The 20,895-nt window shown below is 39.6% G+C and carries 22 protein-coding genes; 12 read left to right on the forward strand and 10 right to left on the reverse strand.

All coding sequences use genetic code 11. The features are described 5' to 3' along the window. Positions 1-6: 6 nt before the first annotated feature. Together DV872_RS17825 and DV872_RS17830 are read right to left on the reverse strand one after the other, a co-directional pair. Entirely contained in the window at positions 7-768 is a 762-nt protein-coding gene (locus DV872_RS17825) for an ATP-binding cassette domain-containing protein (protein WP_158547037.1), read from the reverse strand. Positions 769-779: 11 nt separating this feature from the next. Beyond that, positions 780-1,556, reverse strand: a complete 777-nt coding sequence (locus DV872_RS17830) for an ABC transporter permease (RefSeq protein ID WP_114631308.1) — start codon at positions 1,554-1,556, stop codon at positions 780-782. A gap of 104 nt (positions 1,557-1,660) precedes the next feature. Here DV872_RS17830 and DV872_RS17835 point away from each other — a divergent pair, with 104 nt between their 5' ends. The 3 genes from DV872_RS17835 to DV872_RS17845 all read left to right on the forward strand — a co-directional run bounded on the left by DV872_RS17835 (position 1,661) and on the right by DV872_RS17845 (position 4,740). Further along, a complete protein-coding gene (locus tag DV872_RS17835; RefSeq protein WP_114631309.1) occupies positions 1,661-2,971 on the forward strand; it encodes a hypothetical protein in 1,311 nt (436 codons plus the stop codon). A 197-nt stretch (positions 2,972-3,168) separates the two neighbouring features. Continuing rightward, positions 3,169-3,363: a hypothetical protein gene (locus DV872_RS17840; protein WP_114631310.1), complete on the forward strand. Its 195-nt coding sequence runs from the start codon at positions 3,169-3,171 to the stop codon at positions 3,361-3,363. Between the two features lie 93 nt (positions 3,364-3,456). Continuing rightward, positions 3,457-4,740 (forward strand): M48 family metallopeptidase, encoded by a 1,284-nt coding sequence (locus DV872_RS17845; protein WP_114631311.1) that lies wholly within the window; start codon positions 3,457-3,459, stop codon positions 4,738-4,740. On the opposite strand, the gene DV872_RS17850 is transcribed toward DV872_RS17845, so the two are convergent. The 5 genes from DV872_RS17850 to DV872_RS17870 all read right to left on the reverse strand — a co-directional run bounded on the left by DV872_RS17850 (position 4,722) and on the right by DV872_RS17870 (position 8,941). Continuing rightward, positions 4,722-5,492, reverse strand: a complete 771-nt coding sequence (locus tag DV872_RS17850; protein WP_114631312.1) for a YdcF family protein — start codon at positions 5,490-5,492, stop codon at positions 4,722-4,724. The genes DV872_RS17845 and DV872_RS17850 overlap by 19 nt on opposite strands. Beyond that, entirely contained in the window at positions 5,492-6,784 is a 1,293-nt protein-coding gene (locus DV872_RS17855) for a DUF1015 domain-containing protein (RefSeq protein WP_158547038.1), read from the reverse strand. Before DV872_RS17855 ends, DV872_RS17850 begins: the two co-directional genes overlap by 1 nt. 33 nt (positions 6,785-6,817) lie before the next feature. Further along, complete coding sequence (locus DV872_RS17860; protein WP_114631314.1) at positions 6,818-7,255, reverse strand: Lrp/AsnC family transcriptional regulator; 438 nt, start codon at positions 7,253-7,255, stop codon at positions 6,818-6,820. Between the two features lie 6 nt (positions 7,256-7,261). Continuing rightward, the gene (serC, locus tag DV872_RS17865; protein ID WP_114631315.1) at positions 7,262-8,347 is read right to left on the reverse strand and encodes a phosphoserine transaminase; all 1,086 of its coding nucleotides are present in this window, start codon (positions 8,345-8,347) and stop codon (positions 7,262-7,264) included. 84 nt (positions 8,348-8,431) lie between these two features. Further along, positions 8,432-8,941 (reverse strand): nitroreductase family protein, encoded by a 510-nt coding sequence (locus tag DV872_RS17870; RefSeq protein ID WP_114631316.1) that lies wholly within the window; start codon positions 8,939-8,941, stop codon positions 8,432-8,434. Positions 8,942-9,018: 77 nt separating this feature from the next. On the opposite strand from DV872_RS17870, the gene DV872_RS17875 reads away from it, so the two are divergent. Next, the gene (locus DV872_RS17875) at positions 9,019-11,235 is read left to right on the forward strand and encodes a Zn-dependent exopeptidase M28 (protein WP_147283203.1); all 2,217 of its coding nucleotides are present in this window, start codon (positions 9,019-9,021) and stop codon (positions 11,233-11,235) included. 7 nt (positions 11,236-11,242) lie between these two features. On the opposite strand, the gene DV872_RS17880 is transcribed toward DV872_RS17875, so the two are convergent. After that, positions 11,243-12,916 carry an AMP-binding protein gene (locus tag DV872_RS17880; protein WP_158547039.1) on the reverse strand — a complete coding sequence of 558 codons (1,674 nt, stop codon included), beginning with the start codon at positions 12,914-12,916 and terminating at the stop codon, positions 11,243-11,245. Between the two features lie 187 nt (positions 12,917-13,103). On the opposite strand from DV872_RS17880, the gene nrdR reads away from it, so the two are divergent. From nrdR to DV872_RS17900, 4 genes are read left to right on the forward strand one after another with little or no spacing between them, the layout of a single operon-like run. Beyond that, complete coding sequence (gene nrdR / locus DV872_RS17885; RefSeq protein ID WP_114631319.1) at positions 13,104-13,562, forward strand: transcriptional regulator NrdR; 459 nt, start codon at positions 13,104-13,106, stop codon at positions 13,560-13,562. Positions 13,563-13,605: 43 nt separating this feature from the next. Next, a complete protein-coding gene (locus DV872_RS17890; RefSeq protein WP_114631320.1) occupies positions 13,606-15,717 on the forward strand; it encodes a ribonucleoside triphosphate reductase in 2,112 nt (703 codons plus the stop codon). Further along, positions 15,714-16,238 (forward strand): thioredoxin family protein, encoded by a 525-nt coding sequence (gene nrdD / locus DV872_RS17895; protein WP_114631321.1) that lies wholly within the window; start codon positions 15,714-15,716, stop codon positions 16,236-16,238. The genes DV872_RS17890 and nrdD overlap by 4 nt, the downstream gene beginning before the upstream one ends. A 4-nt stretch (positions 16,239-16,242) precedes the next feature. Next, positions 16,243-16,971: an anaerobic ribonucleoside-triphosphate reductase activating protein gene (locus DV872_RS17900; RefSeq protein WP_114631322.1), complete on the forward strand. Its 729-nt coding sequence runs from the start codon at positions 16,243-16,245 to the stop codon at positions 16,969-16,971. Here DV872_RS17900 and DV872_RS17905 read toward each other — a convergent pair. Continuing rightward, entirely contained in the window at positions 16,942-17,376 is a 435-nt protein-coding gene (locus DV872_RS17905) for a response regulator (protein ID WP_114631323.1), read from the reverse strand. The two genes, DV872_RS17900 and DV872_RS17905, sit on opposite strands and share 30 nt — an antisense overlap. 487 nt (positions 17,377-17,863) lie before the next feature. On the opposite strand from DV872_RS17905, the gene DV872_RS17910 reads away from it, so the two are divergent. Continuing rightward, a complete protein-coding gene (locus DV872_RS17910; RefSeq protein ID WP_114631324.1) occupies positions 17,864-18,835 on the forward strand; it encodes a hypothetical protein in 972 nt (323 codons plus the stop codon). 126 nt (positions 18,836-18,961) lie between these two features. Here DV872_RS17910 and DV872_RS17915 read toward each other — a convergent pair whose 3' ends face one another. Continuing rightward, entirely contained in the window at positions 18,962-19,144 is a 183-nt protein-coding gene (locus tag DV872_RS17915) for a hypothetical protein (protein WP_114631325.1), read from the reverse strand. 286 nt (positions 19,145-19,430) lie between these two features. On the opposite strand from DV872_RS17915, the gene DV872_RS17920 reads away from it, so the two are divergent. The 3 genes from DV872_RS17920 to DV872_RS27000 form a co-directional block, all read left to right on the forward strand. After that, on the forward strand, positions 19,431-19,802 hold the full coding sequence (locus tag DV872_RS17920; RefSeq protein WP_147283204.1) for a hypothetical protein: 372 nt from the start codon (positions 19,431-19,433) through the stop codon (positions 19,800-19,802). A gap of 130 nt (positions 19,803-19,932) precedes the next feature. After that, a complete protein-coding gene (locus tag DV872_RS17925; protein WP_114631327.1) occupies positions 19,933-20,457 on the forward strand; it encodes a hypothetical protein in 525 nt (174 codons plus the stop codon). Positions 20,458-20,639: 182 nt separating this feature from the next. Beyond that, positions 20,640-20,895 (forward strand): hypothetical protein (locus DV872_RS27000; RefSeq protein WP_216664412.1); only part of this gene is annotated, 256 nt, incomplete at its 3' end.

Consider the following 20,895-nt stretch of genomic DNA (forward strand, 5'->3'; position numbering starts at 1 on the left):
ATTTTTCTATTCATCCATTGAATCCGAGCTGCGGTCTTCTATGAAGTTCCGCCATAATTCATTATCTGACTCCAGACAGGCTTCCACTGTATCATAGAGTTCTATCTTACGGTCATTCATAAATACAATGTAATCTCCCAGAGTTTTAGCCAGTTTAAGGTCATGGGTAACCATAATTATGGTCTTCCCTTCTTTCTTGAAACGAAAAAGATTCTTAATCAGTTTTAGAGAACTGCGATTGTCAATAAATGAAGTGGGCTCATCAAGAAAAAGTATATCTGGATCCGTAATTACGGCTCTCAGAAATGAGATAATCTTCTTTTCACCGGCTGAAAGAGCCGCTGGACGAATCATCTTTGCAAATTCCATATTAAAGGCTTTCAGACCGTCCATAACCATTTTCTCGACACTCTCGGATTTAACAGAATTATCTGAAATGATTATTGGAAGACTCAGATTTTCTATTATATTTTTATTTGCCCACAGGGCCCCGTCCTGAAACATAAAACCAGTGTTCTGCTGCATCTTTGCATACTCTTTCTGATTCAGGCTGTAAATTGACTGATCTCCATAAAGCACTTTTCCGGCGCTGAGAGGAGTCAGACCTGCAGCAGCTTTTAATACTGTAGATTTCCCGCAGCCTGAACCGCCCATAAGAACGGTAACCCTGGATGGTATAAAATCGATTGAAAGGCTATCCAGAATATATTCAGAACCTACAATCAGACTTATATCCTTTAAAATAACAGGAACTTCATTCCAATTCAAAATATATGCTCCTAAAGCCTGGTCACTATGACCAGAATGGCATCGGCGATAATACAGAGGGTGATACTCATCCCTATGGATTTAATTGTGTTCTGAGGAACTTCTGTTACGGCTCTGTTTACATTGAAACCGTAATATATGGAAACAACGGCTATTATAAAACCAAAGATAATGCTCTTGAGAAACGAAGAAATAATATCTGCCGGTGTCAGTGCCAGTACAAGATTCATAAGATAATCTGTAAAGGGTATTTCGTGAAGAAATGAGGCAACCAGATAGGAACCAAGGAGCCCGAAAAGGTTAAAATAAATATTCAGAAATAACATTGAGAGTATAACACCGTACAGCCGGGGTACTCCCAGATAGGAGACAGGGTGTATTCCTACGGAGAGATAAGCTTCAATTTCATGACTGATAACCATATTGCCAAGTTCTGTGGTTATCGCACTTCCTGAACGCGCTGTGATGATAAAGGCTGTGAGCATGGGTCCCAGTTCACGGGTTATAACCATTATCAGGATGGTGTACATAAGATTGCTCTGCCCGAACATGGGGAGGATTGCCATTCCCTGAATGATGATAACAGCACCGATACCTAAAGAGATAAGAGCAATTACCGAAAGAGCCTCTACACCGGTAAAATAGATCTGCATGATCAGTACCTTGAAACCGACCCGTTTATTCCAGGGGAAATTAGCTGTTTCCTTTAGTAAAAAGAGAAAGAAATTAAAAGCATAACTGAAACCCTTGAGTTTCTCCCTGAACCATCGTCCAATCGATTCAATCATACGCCTATCTTAATAACAAATGCCTGTACCTGCAATAAGATTAAAAACGATTAAAAATCAAAAATATCTCGATTTATGATAACAGAACAGCTATCATACTGTTTATGAACTCTGGAAGAAGCACTTTTCAACACGATCTACGACTCCCACTGCTTATTTTTTTTCTTCTCCCTGTACTTTTTCTGCATGGTGAAGATCTCCCTGTAAATAATTTCCGTATAGAGAAGGTCATCTATGAGAGTGATGGCAATACCAGTTCCAATGCCCTGGAAAAGGTGCTGATCTGGGATTATGAGCATGTATTCAAGAGCACTTATGAATTAAATGCATATATTCAGAAACAGAAAAATATACTTGTTAACAAAAAAATTTATAAATCAGTACTGACCTCTTATAAAAATATCTATGAGGATAATTTCCTTACAACTGTTGAGATTACAGTCAGTCTTGTAGAATCCTGGACCCTTCTTCCCCTGCCCATATATAAATATGATGATAACCTCGGAATGATTATGGGGCTGAACATGGATTATAAAAACGTAGGTGGGTCACTTACAGATTTCACTACCATATTCTATTATTCCGAGGTTAAATCAGAGATCACTTCTGACTGGATGAATGTAAGAGCTGGTCCCTACCTGATGGATTTCAGATTTAATCAGTTATGGGAAACCGTAAAAGCTGCAGATGATGATGGTGATACCAACCTTATCTATGACTATATACAGTCCACTCTCAGAGTCAGCATGAAATTTCCAATAACTGAACATCTGAGTTACTACACCAGACCCATACTTCGCTGGCCATATAACTATGAGTTTGAGTATAACGATACAGGTCATGATGATGATTACTTCAGCAGCAGCGGACTTATTCCGGCTTATAACCACATGGTTGAATGGGACGATGTAAACTGGATCGGCAACCTGAGACAGGGGCTGGATGCAAGTATAGAAAATCAGATTGAATACGATGTAAACGATAATAAAATCAATCTATGGATTGACGGAATGTTTAAATCATACATCTACACACCCTTTTTTAATTACAGCAGCAGGATTTCTTCTTTTTACTACTACAACGATTTTAAGAGAAATGCCGGTGACAGACTCAGAGGTATACTTGATTATAAATTATCCGGACACATCGGAGCCTTCTGGAATCAGAGTTTTCCCATTAATATCGTAACAATAAAAAAGGTCACAGCGCTGCAGCTGGTCCCCTTTGTAGATATGGGATTTGTAATCAGTACCGGTGAAAATCTGCGCAGTGAAGACATTCAGTATACAAGCGGCCTCTCTCTGATTCTTTTCCCAGTCTTTCTCCCGAGCTTCTCTCTGAGTTTCGATTATGGAATAAATCTGAGGGATTTCAGTGAAAGAGAATTAAGAATTGACTCCATACTGTATTTCTAATTCACTCAAGGGTTTAGCAGCATTGACTTTTTACTGTTCAGTCTTTATAGTTTTCTAGGTTTAAAATGCATAAATCTTCGGATTTTCCGCATCAGTTAATTGCAGCTGAAGGATTCTGAACAGTATTACTGCATTCATATAGATATTTTAAAATTAGATAGGGTTTTTATAACCTGTATTTTACTTAAGGAGTGATTATGTCTAAAGCACATAGAGGTCAGGGAATCAGAGAATTGGTAAAAAGCGGTAGAGGAACTTGTCCTCTCTGTAAAAGAACAGCTATCAAAGTCGTTTACGCACAGGAATTTGATGGGAAAAAAGCAGTAATCTGCAAGCAGTGTAAATCTGCTGTTGCCAACGGTAAGATGAAAGAAGCTATCGCAGCACTTTAATCAACAACCTGTATGAGAAACCCTGCTACGGCAGGGTTTTTTTGTTTCTGAATCTTTTCACAATCTACCCGAATTCGTTTCAAAGGAGAAAACATGTCACCCACAATGATTTTGACACTGTTTGTTGTTTTATATATTGCCGAGTTTATTGCTTCCTGGATGCTCTCTGTCATGAATATGAACAGTATTATCCTCAACAAGGATGAAGTTCCTGCCGTTTTCAGCAGCAGCATAGATCCTGAAAATTATAAAAAATCCGTAGACTACAGTCTTGTAAAAGGACGTTTCTCACTTATCAGTTCAGCATGGTCCTTTATTTTTCTACTGCTGATTATATTAATCGGTTTTCCCGGTATGCTGGAAAACTTCCTCCTTGGATTTTTACATGAAGGAACTCTTTTCAGCATTATTTATATTTTTGTATTTTCCATGATTTTTTCAGCAGCATCTCTGCCCTTGAGCTTTTACTCTCAATTTGTGATTGAACAGAATTTCGGTTTTAATAAAACAAGCCTGTCCCTCTATTTTACTGATTCATTAAAACAGAGTGCTCTCTCAGTGGTTCTGATGACTCCCATGCTCTGGGGACTCTTTTTCTTTATGGAGAAAACAGGAGCTTTCTGGTGGCTCTATGCTTCAGGCTTCATTGTAGCCTTTCAACTGATTGTGCTTCTTCTCTACCCTGTTCTCATTGCTCCGCTGTTCAATAAGTTCACTCCCCTTGAAGACGGGAACCTGAAAACAAGATTGATGGCTCTGGCAGAGCGTTGCGGATTCGGTACAAACGGAATATTTCTAATGGATGGAAGCAGACGTTCGGGTCATAGCAATGCCTATTTCACTGGACTGGGAAAGTTCAGGAGAATAGTTTTGTTTGATACTTTGGTAGAATCCCTGAGTGATGAAGAGCTTGAAGCTGTACTTGCCCATGAGATAGGTCACAACAAGCTCAGGCACATCCCCAAAAGACTTCTGAGCTCAATCCTCATGATTACAGCAGCATTATATATCACAAGCCTCTGCATGAACTGGGAAGCCCTCTACAATGCCTTCTCTTTTGAGGCTCCAGCCTATCATTCAATTCTGATAATTCTGATGTTCTGTTCATCACCCTTTTCATTCTTTCTGTCACCCCTGGGTAATTTCTGGTCCAGAAAACATGAGTATGAGGCCGATGCCTATGCCTGTAATTCAGTAGAGGAAAAATCGGCACTCAAGGGTGCTCTTATGATGCTCAGTAAGGATAATCTTTCCAACCTGACACCACACAGTCTATACAGTGCATTTCATTACAGCCATCCCGCTCTGGCCGAAAGACTGGGGGCCATGAACCTTGAAGGTGATTCGGAAAAGTTGAATCAGACTGAAGAAAAATAATAGAGCCGGTAGTAGAGCAGTCCCCAGTACTCATGGAGTGCTGTGTAACTGTTCTGCAGGGCTCCCATGGAAGGTAGAAAATCAAGAACACTTATTTTCTTTTCATCTACCCTTAAGTCTACGGCTCTAAGTGAGGATATTCTGAAACCGGATGCTTCAAAGCAAAGGGCAGCCCGTTTCAGATGAAATGCAGAGCTTATCAGAATAATATCTCTATACGAGGTTTTTTCTGATGAGTACAAAGCATTTTCATAGGTATTACGGCTCTCTGATTCAAGAATATACATATCTTCAGAGAGTCCGTAGCGTTTCAGGATTATCCGGACACCCTCGGCCTCACCGGGGGCATCCCTGCCCTTAAGAACATTCCCTCCTGTAAACAGCAGGGGCAGCCCAGTCTCTTTCTGCAGCAGTATTGCTTCAAGAAGACGGTCTGCAGTTACATTTGCAGGACTGTTCCGGAGCCGATCGTTTTCATCTTTTTGTACAACGCTGCCTCCCCCCAGAACAACTATTAGTTCAGCTTCACCATAAGCATCCCTCCCAGCTTCCACAGCATAGCTTTCCAGAGGATAGATCAGAGCTTCAGAAATGAACCTGCTGCTTAATAGATAGAAGAACAGTGTAAGACTGAGGAGCAGAAAAAATGGAAATCTTTTTTTACGGATAAAGAAAAGAATAAAAATCATAACAGCCAGAATGAGGCCGGGAGGCATAATAAAGGCTGTTATGATCTTGGAAATATAGAACATCAGGGTACCAGTTTACGGCTTTCCAGATAATATCGTTTCTCTTCAGCTTCTCCGATGGAGAAAGTCTTGCGCGGCATAGGACCACGGCTGCTTATAAACGAGAAGAAGGTGGATTTATTCACAGGGGGAAGATAAAACCCGATATTCCCCTCTTTTTCAGAGAGTTCTCTGAGTACATCATCTCCATGAATATAATCAATTTCAGAAAAAGAACCTTTTTCCATCCATGGATCAAGAAATTTGTGAAAGGCTTCAGAGGCCAGGAATGCTTCCTTATTATCCATAGTTACGACTGAATATTCAGATGCAGTAATCATACCCAGGGCAAATTTACCTTCAGCACTGAGAGACTTAACCTCTCTTACCATATCCTTCTGTGAATCTGCATCTTTGATGGAAACCCCTGGAAAAGCGAGAAGGTCTGTCTTGAAATCATCACTCTTACAGTCGAAAAGAACACGGTGTATAGGATGAAAATGAACACCCGCATCATGAATATTTTCCAGTTCAACCAGAGCATAACGGGAAGGATGATCCATATTACCTGTTTCATCCTTGATTTTATTCCATAACTGTTTGGCGGCACCCAGAGAGTGATTCCCGTCACCTACTGCAAAGAGAAAGTCTCCTGCCTCATTCAGTTCAGTAAAAATTTCAGCCAGGGCTTCCAGATCTTTATCATCTGAGACAAGGGCTCCTGAAAGATGTCCGGCATTGTCTGCCAGATCAAAATCATAGACCTTTTTCAATTCTGATTCTCTCTTCTCCAGATAGGAGAAAAGCTTATTTTCAGAATCATTCAGAAGAACCAGGATATGGGGAAGATCAAGAACAGCATTTTTTCTGATTTCGGCTCTAACAGGAAGGCGTTCCAGTACAGTTCCCTCTGTGGGACGTACTCCGCATTCAGCTCCAATTTCATAGCTGTAGTTTTCCAGATCAAGGGCGACCATTAGGCCGCTTCTTTTAGCAGCATATGGAGTGGATCTGTTCAAGTAAACAAATCCCGTGCCCGCAGGACCAAGGACATCCTTATCAATATATTCTTTCATGGTTTTATTGATTTCAGGAACTCGAACATCCGATTCATCCAGATAGCATTCGGGGAGTATCATGTTCAGTGTACTCTCACGGCCTTCTGTCCGTTTCTTCTCATTCTCCCAGTACTCCCGGTCTGAAGAAAACTGATCACATGCTACAACAGACCAGCTCTGGAGAGAGCCGAATTTCCGGGGCAGAAGTATCTCAGGAATGGCTATACCACAGCCAGCCAGTTTATCTTTATAATTCATCATCATTCCTTATTTTATGCGTCATAAGAGCTATTATTGCAGATAAGGAACCTTGAGGTTGAAACCCTTATAAATTACAAAAGTTTCGATAGCCTCAATGCTGTCCACGGCGGACAGTTCATTCTTAAGAAAGTCCAGCATCTGCCTGTCATCAGCCAGTTCCACAGTCACAATAAGATCAAAACGTCCTGTAACAACGGCAACTGAAATAACACCCGGCAGATTACTGATCTCCTCACCTTTGGCAATATAGTCCATCGAACTGGTACGTATACCGATCATAATGATCTGGAGATCCTCAACCTTATCAGCATCCACATGGCCGCTGATATCAAGAATACCCATCTCTTCCATCCTGCGTACGCGGGAACGGACAGTATTTTCGGTAACTTCAAGCTCTTCAGCAATATTTTTGTATGATTTACGGCCATCCTGCAGTTGTCGCAGGATGCCCTTATTCAACTTATCCATGATTTATCAGGATTTTGCCTTCTGAAATTCTTTCATAAAGTCAACAAGTGCAACAACATCTTCAAGGGGTAGAGAATTGTAAATAGAAGCTCTGCAACCACCTACACTTACATGTCCCTTAAGACCGTACATTTGTCTCTTTTTAGCCTCGGCTACAAATTCTTTCTCAATCTCTTCTGATGCCATAGTAAAAACAACATTCATTTCAGAACGGATTGATGGTTCTACAGGAGAGCGGTAAAAACCGTTGCTGCCGTCGATAGCACCATAAATAAGAGCTGCCTTTTCGGCATTTCTTTTTACTACAGCGTCCAGTCCGCCTGAATCCTTCACTTTCTGAAGTACAAGGCTCATTGCATAAATAGGAAATACAGGGGGGGTATTATAAAGAGAATCCTTTGAAGCATGAATTCTATAATCCAGATAAGCAGTTATTTCAGGATTAACTTTTTCAAGCATATCATCTCTGATAATGACAACTGCAAAACCGCTGGGACCCAGATTCTTCTGTGCTCCGGCATAGATCATGCCGAATTTTTCAAATGGAATCGGTCGACTCATAATATCACTGGACATATCGCAGATAATAGGAACATCTCCTGTATCGGGCCAGTCTTTCCACTGAATTCCACCAATAGTTTCATTGGAAGTCATATGAAGATATGAAGCATCTTTACTTACTTTTAAAGTTGAAGCATCCGGCAGTGAAGAATAGTTATCATCTTTACCGTCAAAAAGTACATTTACCTTTCCAAGTTTCACCGCATCAGAATAAGCTTTCTTAGACCAGGCACCTGTGAGAGTAAAATCACAGCTTCTTCCATCACTTAAAAAATTCATGGGAATCATTGAAAACTGCATGGTGGCGCCGCCGCCGATAAACAGAACCTTGAAATTATCCGGAACACTGAATATCTCTTTGAAAAGATTAATTGCATTGTAGTGTACTTCACTGTATTCAGGCGATCGGTGGCTTGTTTCCATCAACGACAAACCAGATCCCTTATAATCAACCATTTCCTTCTGAATCTCTTCCAGTACAGATACGGGCAGAACAGAAGGTCCTGCATAAAAATTCCTTGCGTGACCCATTTAAAAACTCCTTAATTTTTTCATTTATTATGACTTCTCAAGCAGAGGTAGTAATGTTGCTTAAACAGTCTATTGATCAGAATATCACCAGTGGTCAAATGAAACTACTCTATCCATAGGAAGTCTGATCTCACGATCTCCGTTTTTTTCAGTTTTTCCAATTAATAGCATCATAAGCACCTTCATGGAATAGGGTATTGTAAGTATTTTTTTGATTTCATCTTCTCTATATGTTGTGATAACTGATGACCCTAAGCCTTCATGCTCCGCCTGAAGCATCATAAAGGATATGGCAAAACTGAGATCTACTGGATAGGAAAGTTCACCGTTAGGCATACGGTAGCCTATATTCGTGGTGCAGGCAGCGATGGCAACGGGAGCCTGGCTAAAACGTTCATCACCATAGGCGCTGTCCTTGATTTTCTCTTTTAAAAGAGGATCCCTGAGGACAATAAAACGCCAAGGCTGTCTGTTTTTAGCTGAGGGAGCTATACGTCCTGCATTCAGAATATTCTGTAATGATTCTTCCGGTATTGGGGTCTCCAGGAAAGAATCCGCTGAGACTCGATTCAATATTTCGGACATTATTTCCATTCGCCCATAATAACATGAATGTGAAAAATAAATAAAGTTTATTGACGATTAGCATGTCTTTTTCCTATTCTAAGGATATGCCTAGAGCTTTATTGATCCTGACCTTCCTGATTCTTATACCAATCTCACTGTTTTCAGAAACATTGCAGCCCGATACTCTGGATTTATTCCACAGAACCGAAGCGCTGATTTATTCAATGGATCAACGCAGTGAAGGATCTGATGAAGAGCAGGCGGTTTTTTCATTCATTGAAGATTATCTGATCTCAAAAGATATATCCTTTGAGAAACAGTCTCTTGATGATGTTGAAGACAGACACTCCTTTTCCCAAAACCTTATCGTGAGGATTCCCGGGATAATTGAGGATGAATTTATCATTGCAGCGGCTGTGGACTCCTATGAAGAGAGCGGAAAAACGGCGATGAATCCCGCACTGGCTCTCAGTTTTATCAATGAATGGAGTGAAAGAAAGCCGGCCCTGAGTCTGACATTCATATTTACAAGCGGTGATACTATCTCCAGAGGATTCCTGGGCTCTCATAACTTTCTGAACAATTACAGCTTCAGCAATCCAGCGGCCCTTCTCTATCTGAATCTCAGTGACAACAAAATGCTACCTGAAATTTTCGGGAGCATGGAATACCTGAATACACCTGAATGGTTTATGGAGGAGAATCGGGAGGCTCTGCAGCAGGCGGGACTGGAATACCGGATCGACAGTACGGCTCTTTTGATCAACAGAGCCGGTCTGGATACAAAACAGCTGGCCTTCAGTGAGTTTTTAAATGAGGACATCCCTTCAATCAGTCTACTTTCCAGCAGCCTTGAGGGAACGGATATTGATGCCAATCCGGGTCAATATTTTCAGTACCTGCATAATATGCTTACTCAACTTGCCGGGGGAATACCAGAGACGTGGGAAAATCATTATATCTATGTCGGCCTCCGGAGAGATGTTCTATTCCATATAAGTGAAATTCAGGTACTGCTGTTTTTCATGATAGCTGTCAGTTTCAGTATGCTGTTTCCCCTTTTTCAAGAGAGACGGATCTCACTCAATTTCAAAAAGTTCAGAAAGCAGCTTTGGACGATTCCTGTTATCATCTTTCTATGTTTCCTTTTCTTTATGCTCACTACCCTGATGCTTGAAGAGCTTCTCCTATTTCTCGAATATAAATTTATCTGGGAACTTTATCCTCTCTACTTTTTTTTACTGAAAGGTTCAGGAGCCATTTTTCTCTCCATTCTTTTTATCAATGTGATGAGAGGCCTCCCTTTTCCCAGAAATCCTCATTTCTACTCCTATATTGCCTTTATTATCTCCCTGATAAATCTTGTAATTGTTTTGTTTATCAGTATCTCCTTTACACCTATCATGCTCTTGAGTCTGATCTCAGTATTTCTATTTGTATCTTTCAGAAATAAATCGTTGAAGCGCCTCTTCATGATTCTTTCAATACTGCCTCAATTTCTTGTACTGATTTTTCTATTCAGCAGGGATTATACGGGAGTTTACGAATTTTTCATCCTTTCAAGGGTCAGAGGAAACTGGCTTCTCACCTTTTTGACACTCCCCTTTATCTGTCAGCTCTCGAGTCTCAGCTTCTATCATCATCATTACGATAAGAGCAGACAGGAGGCGAAAACAGCGCTTATGACATTTACATTGGGACTGTCTACGGCTTTCCTTATCTATTATTCAGCACAGCTGAACCCATATGACAAGGGATATCTGCAGATAGTACAGCTTGAAGATGTGATGAATCTGGATAGAAATATAAGGGAGCTCAGCCTCAGCAGTACTGATGATATGGGCTCCGGTTTTATTATTCATAATGATAAGGTTATTCCCCTTGAAGACGGAGGAGAAAATCTGAGGATTCAGGGAGATGTAATCGAATCATCCCTTGAAACGATATGGGAGAGTAATGAGTTTCTGGACCGCCGCCTCATAGACCTCACAATTGAATCCCTCCTTGAACCGGAGGAGATAATTCTTGAACTTAAATCGGATGCCCCCCTTGTACTCTATGACTGTCCTTTTCCATATGAGATACAGCCGGATCTAAGGTCAGGTAGAATCTATATAGGACTGAATCCCCCCATGCCTCTTAATATTCCTCTGGTCTTCTCAAAAAACTCCAAACCTGATCTTCTAATAACTGCTCTTAAGGGAAATTCCACTTATGATCTGGTTCTGGATAAAGAGGATATAGACATAAAAAAACGTACGATCATTAAGAAGACAATCCGTTTTGATGAATTTATCAGGGATAAAACTGAATCTCAGTAGGTCATTTTCAGTAACCTTCTATATAGAGACCTCTTTTAATCTTCTTTGTAGGAGTCTTTTCAAAAGCTTCTGTTCTATATTTGAAATTAACAATTCTTGAACTGACAGGAAGTTTCTGATTCAGATCTTTTCTTATCTGCTCCATCTCATCCAGAAAATTCTGATCCTCTGTTGAGGAATAAACTGATAGATTTTCCTGATCCGGATAAACAAGAGCCGTGAGCTTATCATCATCCAGATAAACAATGGATTCTTCAACCAGAGAATAGGATGCCAGTATGATTTCGATTACTTCGGGATAGATATTTTCTCCCGAACTCCCGATAATTACATTTTTGCTCCGGCCCCTGATAAACAGATAGCCATCGTCGTCTACAAATCCCCTGTCACCCGTTTTGAAGAAACCGTCGTCAGTAAATACTGCCGCTGTCTCTTCAGGAAGTCTGTAATAGCCCTTCATGATCTGGGGACCTTTCACTTCGATATCACCCGTGCCGTCACTGTCAGGATTTGTTATCCTCAGTTCAGTATCCAGGACAGCCTTCCCTACGGAACCGAATCGGGCGTCCTGCAATGAAGAAAAAGTTATCAGAGGTGATGTTTCGCTTAGGCCGTAACCCAGAACATAGGGTATTTTCCCCTCAACCATAAAGGTCTCGACCTGAGTGCTGAAGTTGGCGCCTCCGATAATAATACATTTAAGTTTTCCTCCGAAATAATCCAGTACCCCCTTGCCTGCAACTCTGTAAAAGCCTTTACGTGCCAGAGAAGAGTGTTCAATCGCCCATTTAAGAACTTTTTTTGATTCAATCAGGGGAGTAATTTTTTTCTGAAAAATCTTTTCAAATATCAGAGGCACTCCTCCCAGGATTGTGGGTCTTACTTTTTGAAAAACAATCTGAAGGTATTCAGGAGTAGGCTTTCTTTTAAGAAAACAGATTCTGGGACCTTTATACATGGTGGAGAGAAATGCTGATGTTGATCCGAAAGAGTGAGCCATGGGCAGCAGGGAGAGCAGAATACCCTGTTCATCAAAACAGTCATCAATCAGGTCTGTTCCCAGATACAGATTGGTAACCAGATTATTATGTGTCAGCATTACAGCTTTAGAGTGGCCTGTTGTACCAGATGTATAGAGAAGTTCAGCTACATCCGATGGTTCTACAGGATAACAGCCATATTCATCAGCCTTATAATCGACATATCCATTATCATCACTGAAAGCAGTTATAGCGGGTCTGTTCTTTATCTTTTTCCCCTTATCCAGAACTTCAAGGTCATCCAGTGAAAACAGAAGCATATCTTTTAATGAAGGGAATCCTTCCTTTTTTTTGTATGAGGGAGCAATAAATGCTGCTGCCGCCCCGGAATCTTTAATTATATGATCCATATCAGTTGCAGGGAAATCCTCCATAACAGGAACAACGACTAAACCGGCAGACATTATAGACATAAAGGCAATAGCCCAGTTGGGAGAAGCGGGACCAAGCAGAATAACAGCATCTGCCTTGAGAAGTCCGCTATTCGCCATTTTCTGACGTAATTTTTCAACTCTGACTCCATACTCTCCATAAGTGATGGGTTCATCATCTACGAAGTAGAGAAAAGGTCGTTTTTCGTATTTATTTAATATTTCTTTGTGAAATTCCTCGATTGTATTCTTAGTTAATTTGAAAGGCATAAAGTACTCCTTTTTACAACTATTATTATACATACCATGGGTGTAACATCAATAATAAATATTTAAGAATCTTTTTAATGAATCACTGTTTTCTGACTTGTAAAGCTATATTTGGTGTGCTATATTGATAATTACGAAAATCAACACATCATATGGCGCCCCATATATAGTGTAGTGGAGATAATTAATGAAATGTCCTCTCTGTGAGAACATGGACGATAAAGTGATAGAATCACGGCAGAACATAAGCGGTACATCCATCAGAAGACGGAGAGAATGTGCTTCCTGCGGTTATCGTTTCACATCATATGAAAAAGTTGAAGAAATACCCTTAATGGTTATCAAGAAAGATAATACCCGCCAGCCCTTTGATGTAAAGAAGATGGAACGGGGTATTCAGAGAGCCGTAGAAAAAAGGCCGGTTTCCCAGATGAAAGTGGACAGTATTCTTCATGATATAGAAGATGAAGCCAATCTCAGAGGTAAGTCCAGCCATGAAATCAAGTCAATAGAACTGGGAGAAATGGTTATGACCCAACTCTATGCCCTGGACAAGGTTGCCTATGTGCGCTTTGCCTCGGTGTATAGACATTTTGAGAATGTGGAAGAATTTGTAAATATAATCGATACACTGAAAAACATATGAAACGATTGGTGGACAACAAAGATTATTCCTTGGGAGGGGAAAAATGGAGCTGAAAAATGACTGGCGGGTATTCCTGGGTGATGAAACCCAGAATAAAACTGCTGTAGAAACTGTAATCCAGAGGGTTGTAAAAAGGGACGGCAGAGTTGTTCCTTACAACAGATCTCTGATTCGAGAAGCAGTTGCCAAAGCCGTAGAAGCTGTCAACGGCAAAGAGAATGAATTAACAGACAAGCTGACAAAGCATGTAGAAGCCAATCTGATTGTTTTTATGTCCGATCGTCATCCCAATTCTGCTCCTGCAGTCGAAGAAATTCAGGATATTGTTGAGAAAGTTCTCATTGAGAGTAATGAAGTTGATATTGCCAGGGCTTACATCCTGTACAGAGCCCGGCATGAGGCAATCAGAGATACCCGTAAACTTATGCTGGATATCAATGATACAATGGACGGCTATCTCTCTCAGTCAGACTGGAGAGTAAATGAAAACGCCAATGTCAATTTTTCTCTCGGTGGACTTATACTCCACAACTCCGGAACAATAACAGCAAACTACTGGCTTAAAAATATCTATTCAAAAGATGTAGCCGATGCCCACCGCAGCGGAGCCATGCATATTCATGATCTGTCCATGTTCAGTGGATACTGTGCCGGATGGTCTATCAGACAGCTTATTACAGAAGGACTTGGCGGTGTCAGTGAAAAAATAACTTCAAAACCCGCAAGCCATCTTTCAACTCTTATATTTCAAATTGTCAACTTTCTGGGCATTATGCAGAATGAGTGGGCCGGAGCTCAGGCTCTGTCCAGCTTTGATACCTATCTTGCTCCCTTTGTCAAAGCCGATAACCTGGACTATAAAACTGTAAAACAGTGCATTCAGAGCTTTATCTTTGGTGTCAATACTCCCTCCCGCTGGGGTAGCCAGGCCCCATTTACCAATATAACTCTGGACTGGACAGTACCTGCAGACCTTAAGGAAAGAAAGGCAATTGTAGGAGGAGAAGAACTTGATTTCTGCTACGGTGACTGCATCGATGAGATGCAGCTTATCAATAAGGCTTTTATAGAGCTTATGATCGAGGGAGATGCAAACGGACGTGGTTTTGCCTACCCCATACCGACCTACAATGTGACCAAAGACTTTGACTGGGACAGTGAAAATGCTCATCTGCTTTTTGAGATGACTTCCCGATATGGAACACCCTACTTTCAGAATTTTGTCAATTCAGATCTGAATCCCGAAGATGTACGCTCTATGTGCTGCCGTCTTCAACTGGATAAGAGAGAACTGAGAAAAAGAGGCGGCGGTCTCTTCGGTTCAGATGAATTTACAGGTTCTATCGGTGTAGTTACCATCAATATGGCCCGTATCGGCTTCCAGAATGCAAGCAGATCTAACTTTTATGAGCAGCTTAACCGGATGATGGATCTTGCAAGAGATTCACTCCTTGTAAAAAGAAAAGTTGTAAACAGACTGCTTGATGCAGGTCTCTTTCCCTATACAAAACGCTATCTTTCTCATCTTAATAACCATTTTTCAACAATAGGTCTTGTTGGAATGAATGAATGTCTTCTTAACTTTATGGGAAAAAATATCACAGATAAAGATGCTCATAGTTTTGCCGCAGAAATTTTAAATCATATGAGACAGAGACTCTCTGACTATCAGGAAAAAACAGGTGATCTTTTTAATCTCGAAGCAACACCTGCCGAAAGTACCAGCTACAGACTGGCAAGACACGATAAAAAACATTTTCCCAACATTATTGCATCCGGAACAGCAGACAATCCCTACTACACCAACTCAACACAGCTGCCTGTTGATTATTCTCAGGATATTTTTGAAGCCCTGGATCTTCAGGATGATCTTCAAACCCTGTATACCGGCGGTACTGTATTTCACGGATTTCTCGGTGAATCCATCCATGACTGGAAAGCCTGCCGGGAACTTGTAAAAACAATAGCTCAAAATTACCGGCTTCCCTATTTTACGATTTCACCGACTTTCTCAATCTGTAAAGTCCATGGCTATCTAAGCGGTGAACAATTCAGCTGCCCTATCTGTAAAGAAGAAGAAGAGCAGAGAATAAAGGCAAAAATCAAAGAACTTGAAATTGAAAAAACCGAATTACTGGCGGGAGAGAAGAAATGAAAGAAAGCAGAGCTGTTAAGATCGATCAGGAGATATCCAAATTGAAGGATGACCTGAATCATGTGGAAGGTTCCACTACTGAGGTTTATGCCAGAATTGTCGGATATTACAGATCAGTAAAAAACTGGAACATCGGTAAAAAAGAAGAGTATAAAGAGAGAGTCCCCTTCTCTAAAATTGAGAAGGAGACAGAAGTTCTTGTTGAAGAGCTCTCTCCCGTTACTGATAAGATTATCAATGACATTACATCAATTAACTCAAAGAAAATCAGCAGATACAGTTATTTCTATCGTACAAGCTGTCCAAATTGTCCTGCCATGAAAGACGTTCTGAACCAGCTCTCCCTTGATGGTGAAGAGATTAATGTTGATATGGAAACTGGTATGGAAGCAGCCTCAGAAGATCTTGTATTTGCAGCTCCTACTGTAATCTTCAGATCTTCAAAGGGAGAAGAAATATTTAGAACTGGACATCCCGGTGATGTTATTGATCTGTTTAAACTAGAATCTGTTTCAGCCTGATTAAATGAATCTACCCCATTCAATCGGTCTTCAGAAGACGTCACTTATAGACTATCCGGGAAAAGTTGCAACTGTTCTGTTTCTTCCTGGATGCAATATGAGATGTTCTTATTGTCATAATTCTGACCTTGCCCTGGGAAAGACTGAAGAGCTGCTGAACAGGGATGATGTGATTGATTTTGTAAAAAACAGGGCTCCCCTCCTGGGAGGGGTAGTAATATCCGGTGGGGAGCCGCTTTTACATGAAGGAATATCCGATCTGATTGCATTGTTCCACAATAAATTGGGACTATCCGTAAAGCTTGATACAAACGGGATGCTTCCTGAAAGACTGGAATCCCTGATTGATTCTGAGAACAAGCCTGATTTTATTGCTATGGATCTAAAATCCATACCATCCAACTACACATCTTTTTCATTCTGCTCAGATGCTGAAAGTATAATAAAGCGCAGTATGAAACTGATCAATGAGTCGAAAATCCCTTCTCAATACAGGACAACTGTACATTCAGATTATATAAACATTGATATGCTGGATGAATTATCAGAACTTCTGCAGGGCTGTCAGGACTATGTCCTTAATCCTTTTATGCCTGGAAACTGTCTCAATCCTGACTACAACAATCATCCTGGAACGACTGTAAAAGAACTCTTATCCCTCCAGGAGGGATTTATCTCCCGGGGAATTAACTGTAGAGTTCCCTCAGTCCAGAACTGCTGTAATCCTCTCTAGTACTTTTTTTCTATCCAGAGGTTTTACAATATAATTTTTTGCACCCGCAAGAAGTGCTTTCTTTACAAGATCCTGTTTACCCAGTGCACTGATCATAATAATCTTGGCATCAGGATCAAAAGCCATGATATGCTCAAGTGCTGTAACACCGTCCATCTTGGGCATTGTAATATCAAGGGTAACCAGATCGATACCTGGAGAATGTTCTTTATATTTCTCAATCCCCTCTACACCATTCTCAGCCTGATCTATAACTTTAAATCCTTCAGATGTTAAAATCTGACTGATCTGTTTACGGACAAACATGGAATCATCAACTACCAGAACTTTATAAGGTACGCCCCCGGGACTTATCCCTTCAGCTTTTTTTTCATTGATAGTAGGAAAATCAGCATTAGCCTTCATTCAGAACCTCCTTTTCAATTATCGGCAAGTTTTCCCATTGCGTTAAGTTTCCACTCACAATAAAAACTGTAGCAGTTTTATTAATTATTATAGTATCAATAATGTAGTTGTATAAGTAATTTACATACAGTAAAAAGAGAGAGAAATTGTGAGATATTGAGAGCCCTTCACAACCTGCTCTGGAGTCATAAGTATTAATTACTGCCTTTTTTATTCAAGCTGCAATATTAGAGACATACTGGATTAGAGGCAATCCTGTTCCTGTAAAAGGAATCTGGCCTGATGTAAAATCCCCAGCTCCCGGAAGAGACCATCAAGATTAGTAACAATTTGGATGCCATAAAATATTGGTATTTATAGTGTCAATCAAGGGATTTTAATCCATATTTAATCATTATTATTTTAAATAATGTGTCCATAATCCATGTGATATAATATTTTTAATATTGAACAGATGATTCCTTTATAACTATAATTTGGAGTGTTTATGGAAAAAGTAATAATAATATCTGGTGGCTATTCACATACTGTTTCAGAAAATCCAGAAATAGTATGTTCAAATAGAAATCCTATATTAGCAGCAGATAGAAAACCTGTTGAAAGAACAGGGAATAGTGGAGATGATATTCCATCGTTCATAGAAGTAATACCCAAATGTCTTACGATTCCAGTAAACTATGTTGAAGAAGATATTTGGCTTGGTACAGGCATGATGGGACCTGAATTGAAATTACCTGAGAATGCATTTCTCATACATGTATATAATAAAAAAAATGAGCTTATCAATCCTACGATGACTAAAACTGAGAAGGATTCAGGAGAGAAAATATATTCCTCTCGATTTTCTTACACATTTACTATTACCCCTGAAAAACCTTTGAAGATTACCCGAGAGTCTGGTGAATATAAACCTCACCATCCCCAGTGTGACCCTTACAACTGTCGTCGAGTCATAGGTTTAGTACCTGGTTTACATTCTATAAAGATACAGGCAGATAAGAGAAATTTTGAACTTACAAAAGAGGAAAGATTAAATAGACAGGGAAAAGAAGAATTGAGTGATACTATATTAGTAAATGTTGTGGATTACTCAACCATCGCGACTTCATTAAAGCTGACAATTGATTCAGTTTCATTTATAGATGTGAATGAGAAAAACGGCGATCATACATTGATAATAAAAAAGAATGCGATGTGTGAAATCCGCATTCATCTATTATATCAAAGACTGAAATATAAAAATATGAGTACAAAATACGACACGATTACTGAGAAAATATTACCAAATGACATAGAATATGCAGTAATTTCAGAGCAAAATTCATCAAAGATTGAAATTGAGCGATTGGATAATCCAAATGCTGTTAAATTACTTGCACTTAAAAAAGGTGAAAATAAACCCATAATCAGATTCTTCTCAGGTAAAGCTATTTTTGATCTTAAAATAGAGGTTGAATAGCATATTTCCATAATCAAGCAATTCTTTGTATTCTTCGTACTCCATCAGGATACAGGTTGGATAAACCCTACCTCCCCCTAAAAAATCAACCCGGTCAATAATTATTTACCAGGTTGACAGCATATATTATACAGTTGGATCTTTTGTAAAATTCAAGATACTTTTCAAAACAGACGATACGCTGGATATTCCGGTGAAAACCACCTCCTTACCTCCCGGCTGATCTACAACCCTGGATATCTCATCGATCCCCGCGGCTGTGGCTACTTTCAGTATAGCCATTACCTTTCCCATTGCTTCGTTCTCCAACTAGATCCGTTCTCCTTCGGAGATCTTAATAGCTTCCTGTTTTTCCCCATCGGCTCTGTTTATCCTTGTCATCCACCCTCTTTTTCAAATTTGAAGGCAGTTATTTCAGGAGTAATCATTTTGATTGTTGCTGGAGGATTTGATTATCTCAGCACCTTGTAATCCGAATATAAACGTATTAAGATTCACTGTTTAAAAACTGATTTCTGTCTACTTGGATCTTATATTCAACAAAGATAGTAATCCCATTTATAAATAACAGATTATTAAATTGGAAAGGTGCCCCTTGAAATCGTTATTGTTCTTATTTTTAGTCTCTATCACAAACCTTCATGCCTACCCTTCTAATACTTTATTTGAAGGGACTTATATTTATTGGTCTGATTCTGGGGATTATGATTCTCTTTCAATAATGAAGAGAGAAGGACTTCTAGTTGTCAATATTAAGGGTTATAAATCAGAATTGAATCTGAAATGCCAACAAATATTAGGTGAATTAGTATCAGAAGAAGTCCATGGGGTTCGATACTATTTTTCATTAAATGGTAAAAATGAAATCCGGATGAGAAAAGAATTTGTGAGCACTGACAGACCAGAAGATATTGAGTGGTTGTTTTATAGAGAGAATGATTTGTTCTCTCCGGCACATACGGATTAACAAATATTTATATATTCAATGTGTTCAATATTATCTGCTCCTTTGTGAGCAGACAATATTGATCAAAAATTTCCTATTAAATTGATTATCATCTGCATATGATTACAATTAAAGATAAGGAAGTAGTCCCATGAGTATTTCATATGTAAAAATACTTGATAATATTCATAACCAAATTGCAGTCATCAATAGTAAGAAGAGACTAGTTTACTCAAATCAGTCATTTAAATCACTCAACCTATTGTATAACTCTAATATAGTTGAATTGAAAGGAATCAGTATTGAGGATTTGTTCATTGATGATCTTCATCCGTTAAAAGATGCCGTTAATAATTGTCTGGAAACGGGAGAACTTGTACGAAGTAACTACAGTTTTTACTATCTCGGACAGATTTCATTCTTTGATATTACTGTAATTCCAGAGTATGGACCTGAAGGAAATATTGATCAATGTATTCTCATTATTCATAACAATACAGAAATTGAATTGGGTAGAAGAAAATTAAAAAGCCGTGTTCTCTTTTTCTCAAATCTTATTAAAAGGCTTCCCATCGGTGTTTACATGTTTGATCAAAATCATAAGGATCTGACCATCTCATTATGGTGTTCCCCGCCAGCTGACGTTTCCGGATTATTCACAAACTTGACAGGATGAAGTATTATTTGAAGACTTTATGAAGTTCCTGTCGTTGACAGAAAAAAAAAGAAGATGCTCTCTACGCCAATAGAACCCGAGCATCTTCTACAAAATAAAACTGAGAATATGGTACAGCATTTATCTACTCACTTCAAGATTTCCGGGCAGCACGTATTCAGGAATTTAAATTAAAACCATGTTTGTTATGCAATACAATCCACCCCCTCACTGTACATGCCTACCCATCTCGGAGCTATAGAGATCCGGAAACCGGGGAAAATAAACGGATACGGATTATCGTCATAATTTGCGAGTCCGCTAGAAGACTTGAAAAGCAATATACAAAGAGAATCTTACCGGATTTTCTTGTTCCTTATGGAGTTATCAGATCAGACAAGGTTCTGGGTGCCATTCAATATAAATCAGATTCTGTCAGCATTGACGATCTCTGCCTCC

It is taken from the genome of Oceanispirochaeta sp. M1 (assembly GCF_003346715.1).
Lineage (GTDB): Bacteria > Spirochaetota > Spirochaetia > DSM-2461 > DSM-2461 > Oceanispirochaeta.

Bases quoted from the DNA above. Each gene is read 5' to 3' on its own strand.
- DV872_RS17830 (WP_114631308.1), bottom strand. From the start codon at position 1,556: ATGATTGAATCGATTGGACGATGGTTCAGGGAGAAACTCAAGGGTTTC.
- DV872_RS17835 (WP_114631309.1), top strand. From the start codon at position 1,661: ATGAACTCTGGAAGAAGCACTTTTCAACACGATCTACGACTCCCACTG.
- DV872_RS17840 (WP_114631310.1), top strand. From the start codon at position 3,169: ATGTCTAAAGCACATAGAGGTCAGGGAATCAGAGAATTGGTAAAAAGC.
- DV872_RS17845 (WP_114631311.1), top strand. From the start codon at position 3,457: ATGTCACCCACAATGATTTTGACACTGTTTGTTGTTTTATATATTGCC.
- DV872_RS17850 (WP_114631312.1), bottom strand. From the start codon at position 5,492: ATGTTCTATATTTCCAAGATCATAACAGCCTTTATTATGCCTCCCGGC.
- DV872_RS17855 (WP_158547038.1), bottom strand. From the start codon at position 6,784: ATGAATTATAAAGATAAACTGGCTGGCTGTGGTATAGCCATTCCTGAG.
- DV872_RS17860 (WP_114631314.1), bottom strand. From the start codon at position 7,255: ATGGATAAGTTGAATAAGGGCATCCTGCGACAACTGCAGGATGGCCGT.
- serC (WP_114631315.1), bottom strand. From the start codon at position 8,347: ATGGGTCACGCAAGGAATTTTTATGCAGGACCTTCTGTTCTGCCCGTA.
- DV872_RS17870 (WP_114631316.1), bottom strand. From the start codon at position 8,941: ATGGAAATAATGTCCGAAATATTGAATCGAGTCTCAGCGGATTCTTTC.
- DV872_RS17875 (WP_147283203.1), top strand. From the start codon at position 9,019: ATGCCTAGAGCTTTATTGATCCTGACCTTCCTGATTCTTATACCAATC.
- DV872_RS17880 (WP_158547039.1), bottom strand. From the start codon at position 12,916: ATGCCTTTCAAATTAACTAAGAATACAATCGAGGAATTTCACAAAGAA.
- nrdR (WP_114631319.1), top strand. From the start codon at position 13,104: ATGAAATGTCCTCTCTGTGAGAACATGGACGATAAAGTGATAGAATCA.
- DV872_RS17890 (WP_114631320.1), top strand. From the start codon at position 13,606: ATGGAGCTGAAAAATGACTGGCGGGTATTCCTGGGTGATGAAACCCAG.
- nrdD (WP_114631321.1), top strand. From the start codon at position 15,714: ATGAAAGAAAGCAGAGCTGTTAAGATCGATCAGGAGATATCCAAATTG.
- DV872_RS17900 (WP_114631322.1), top strand. From the start codon at position 16,243: ATGAATCTACCCCATTCAATCGGTCTTCAGAAGACGTCACTTATAGAC.
- DV872_RS17905 (WP_114631323.1), bottom strand. From the start codon at position 17,376: ATGAAGGCTAATGCTGATTTTCCTACTATCAATGAAAAAAAAGCTGAA.
- DV872_RS17910 (WP_114631324.1), top strand. From the start codon at position 17,864: ATGGAAAAAGTAATAATAATATCTGGTGGCTATTCACATACTGTTTCA.
- DV872_RS17925 (WP_114631327.1), top strand. From the start codon at position 19,933: ATGAGTATTTCATATGTAAAAATACTTGATAATATTCATAACCAAATT.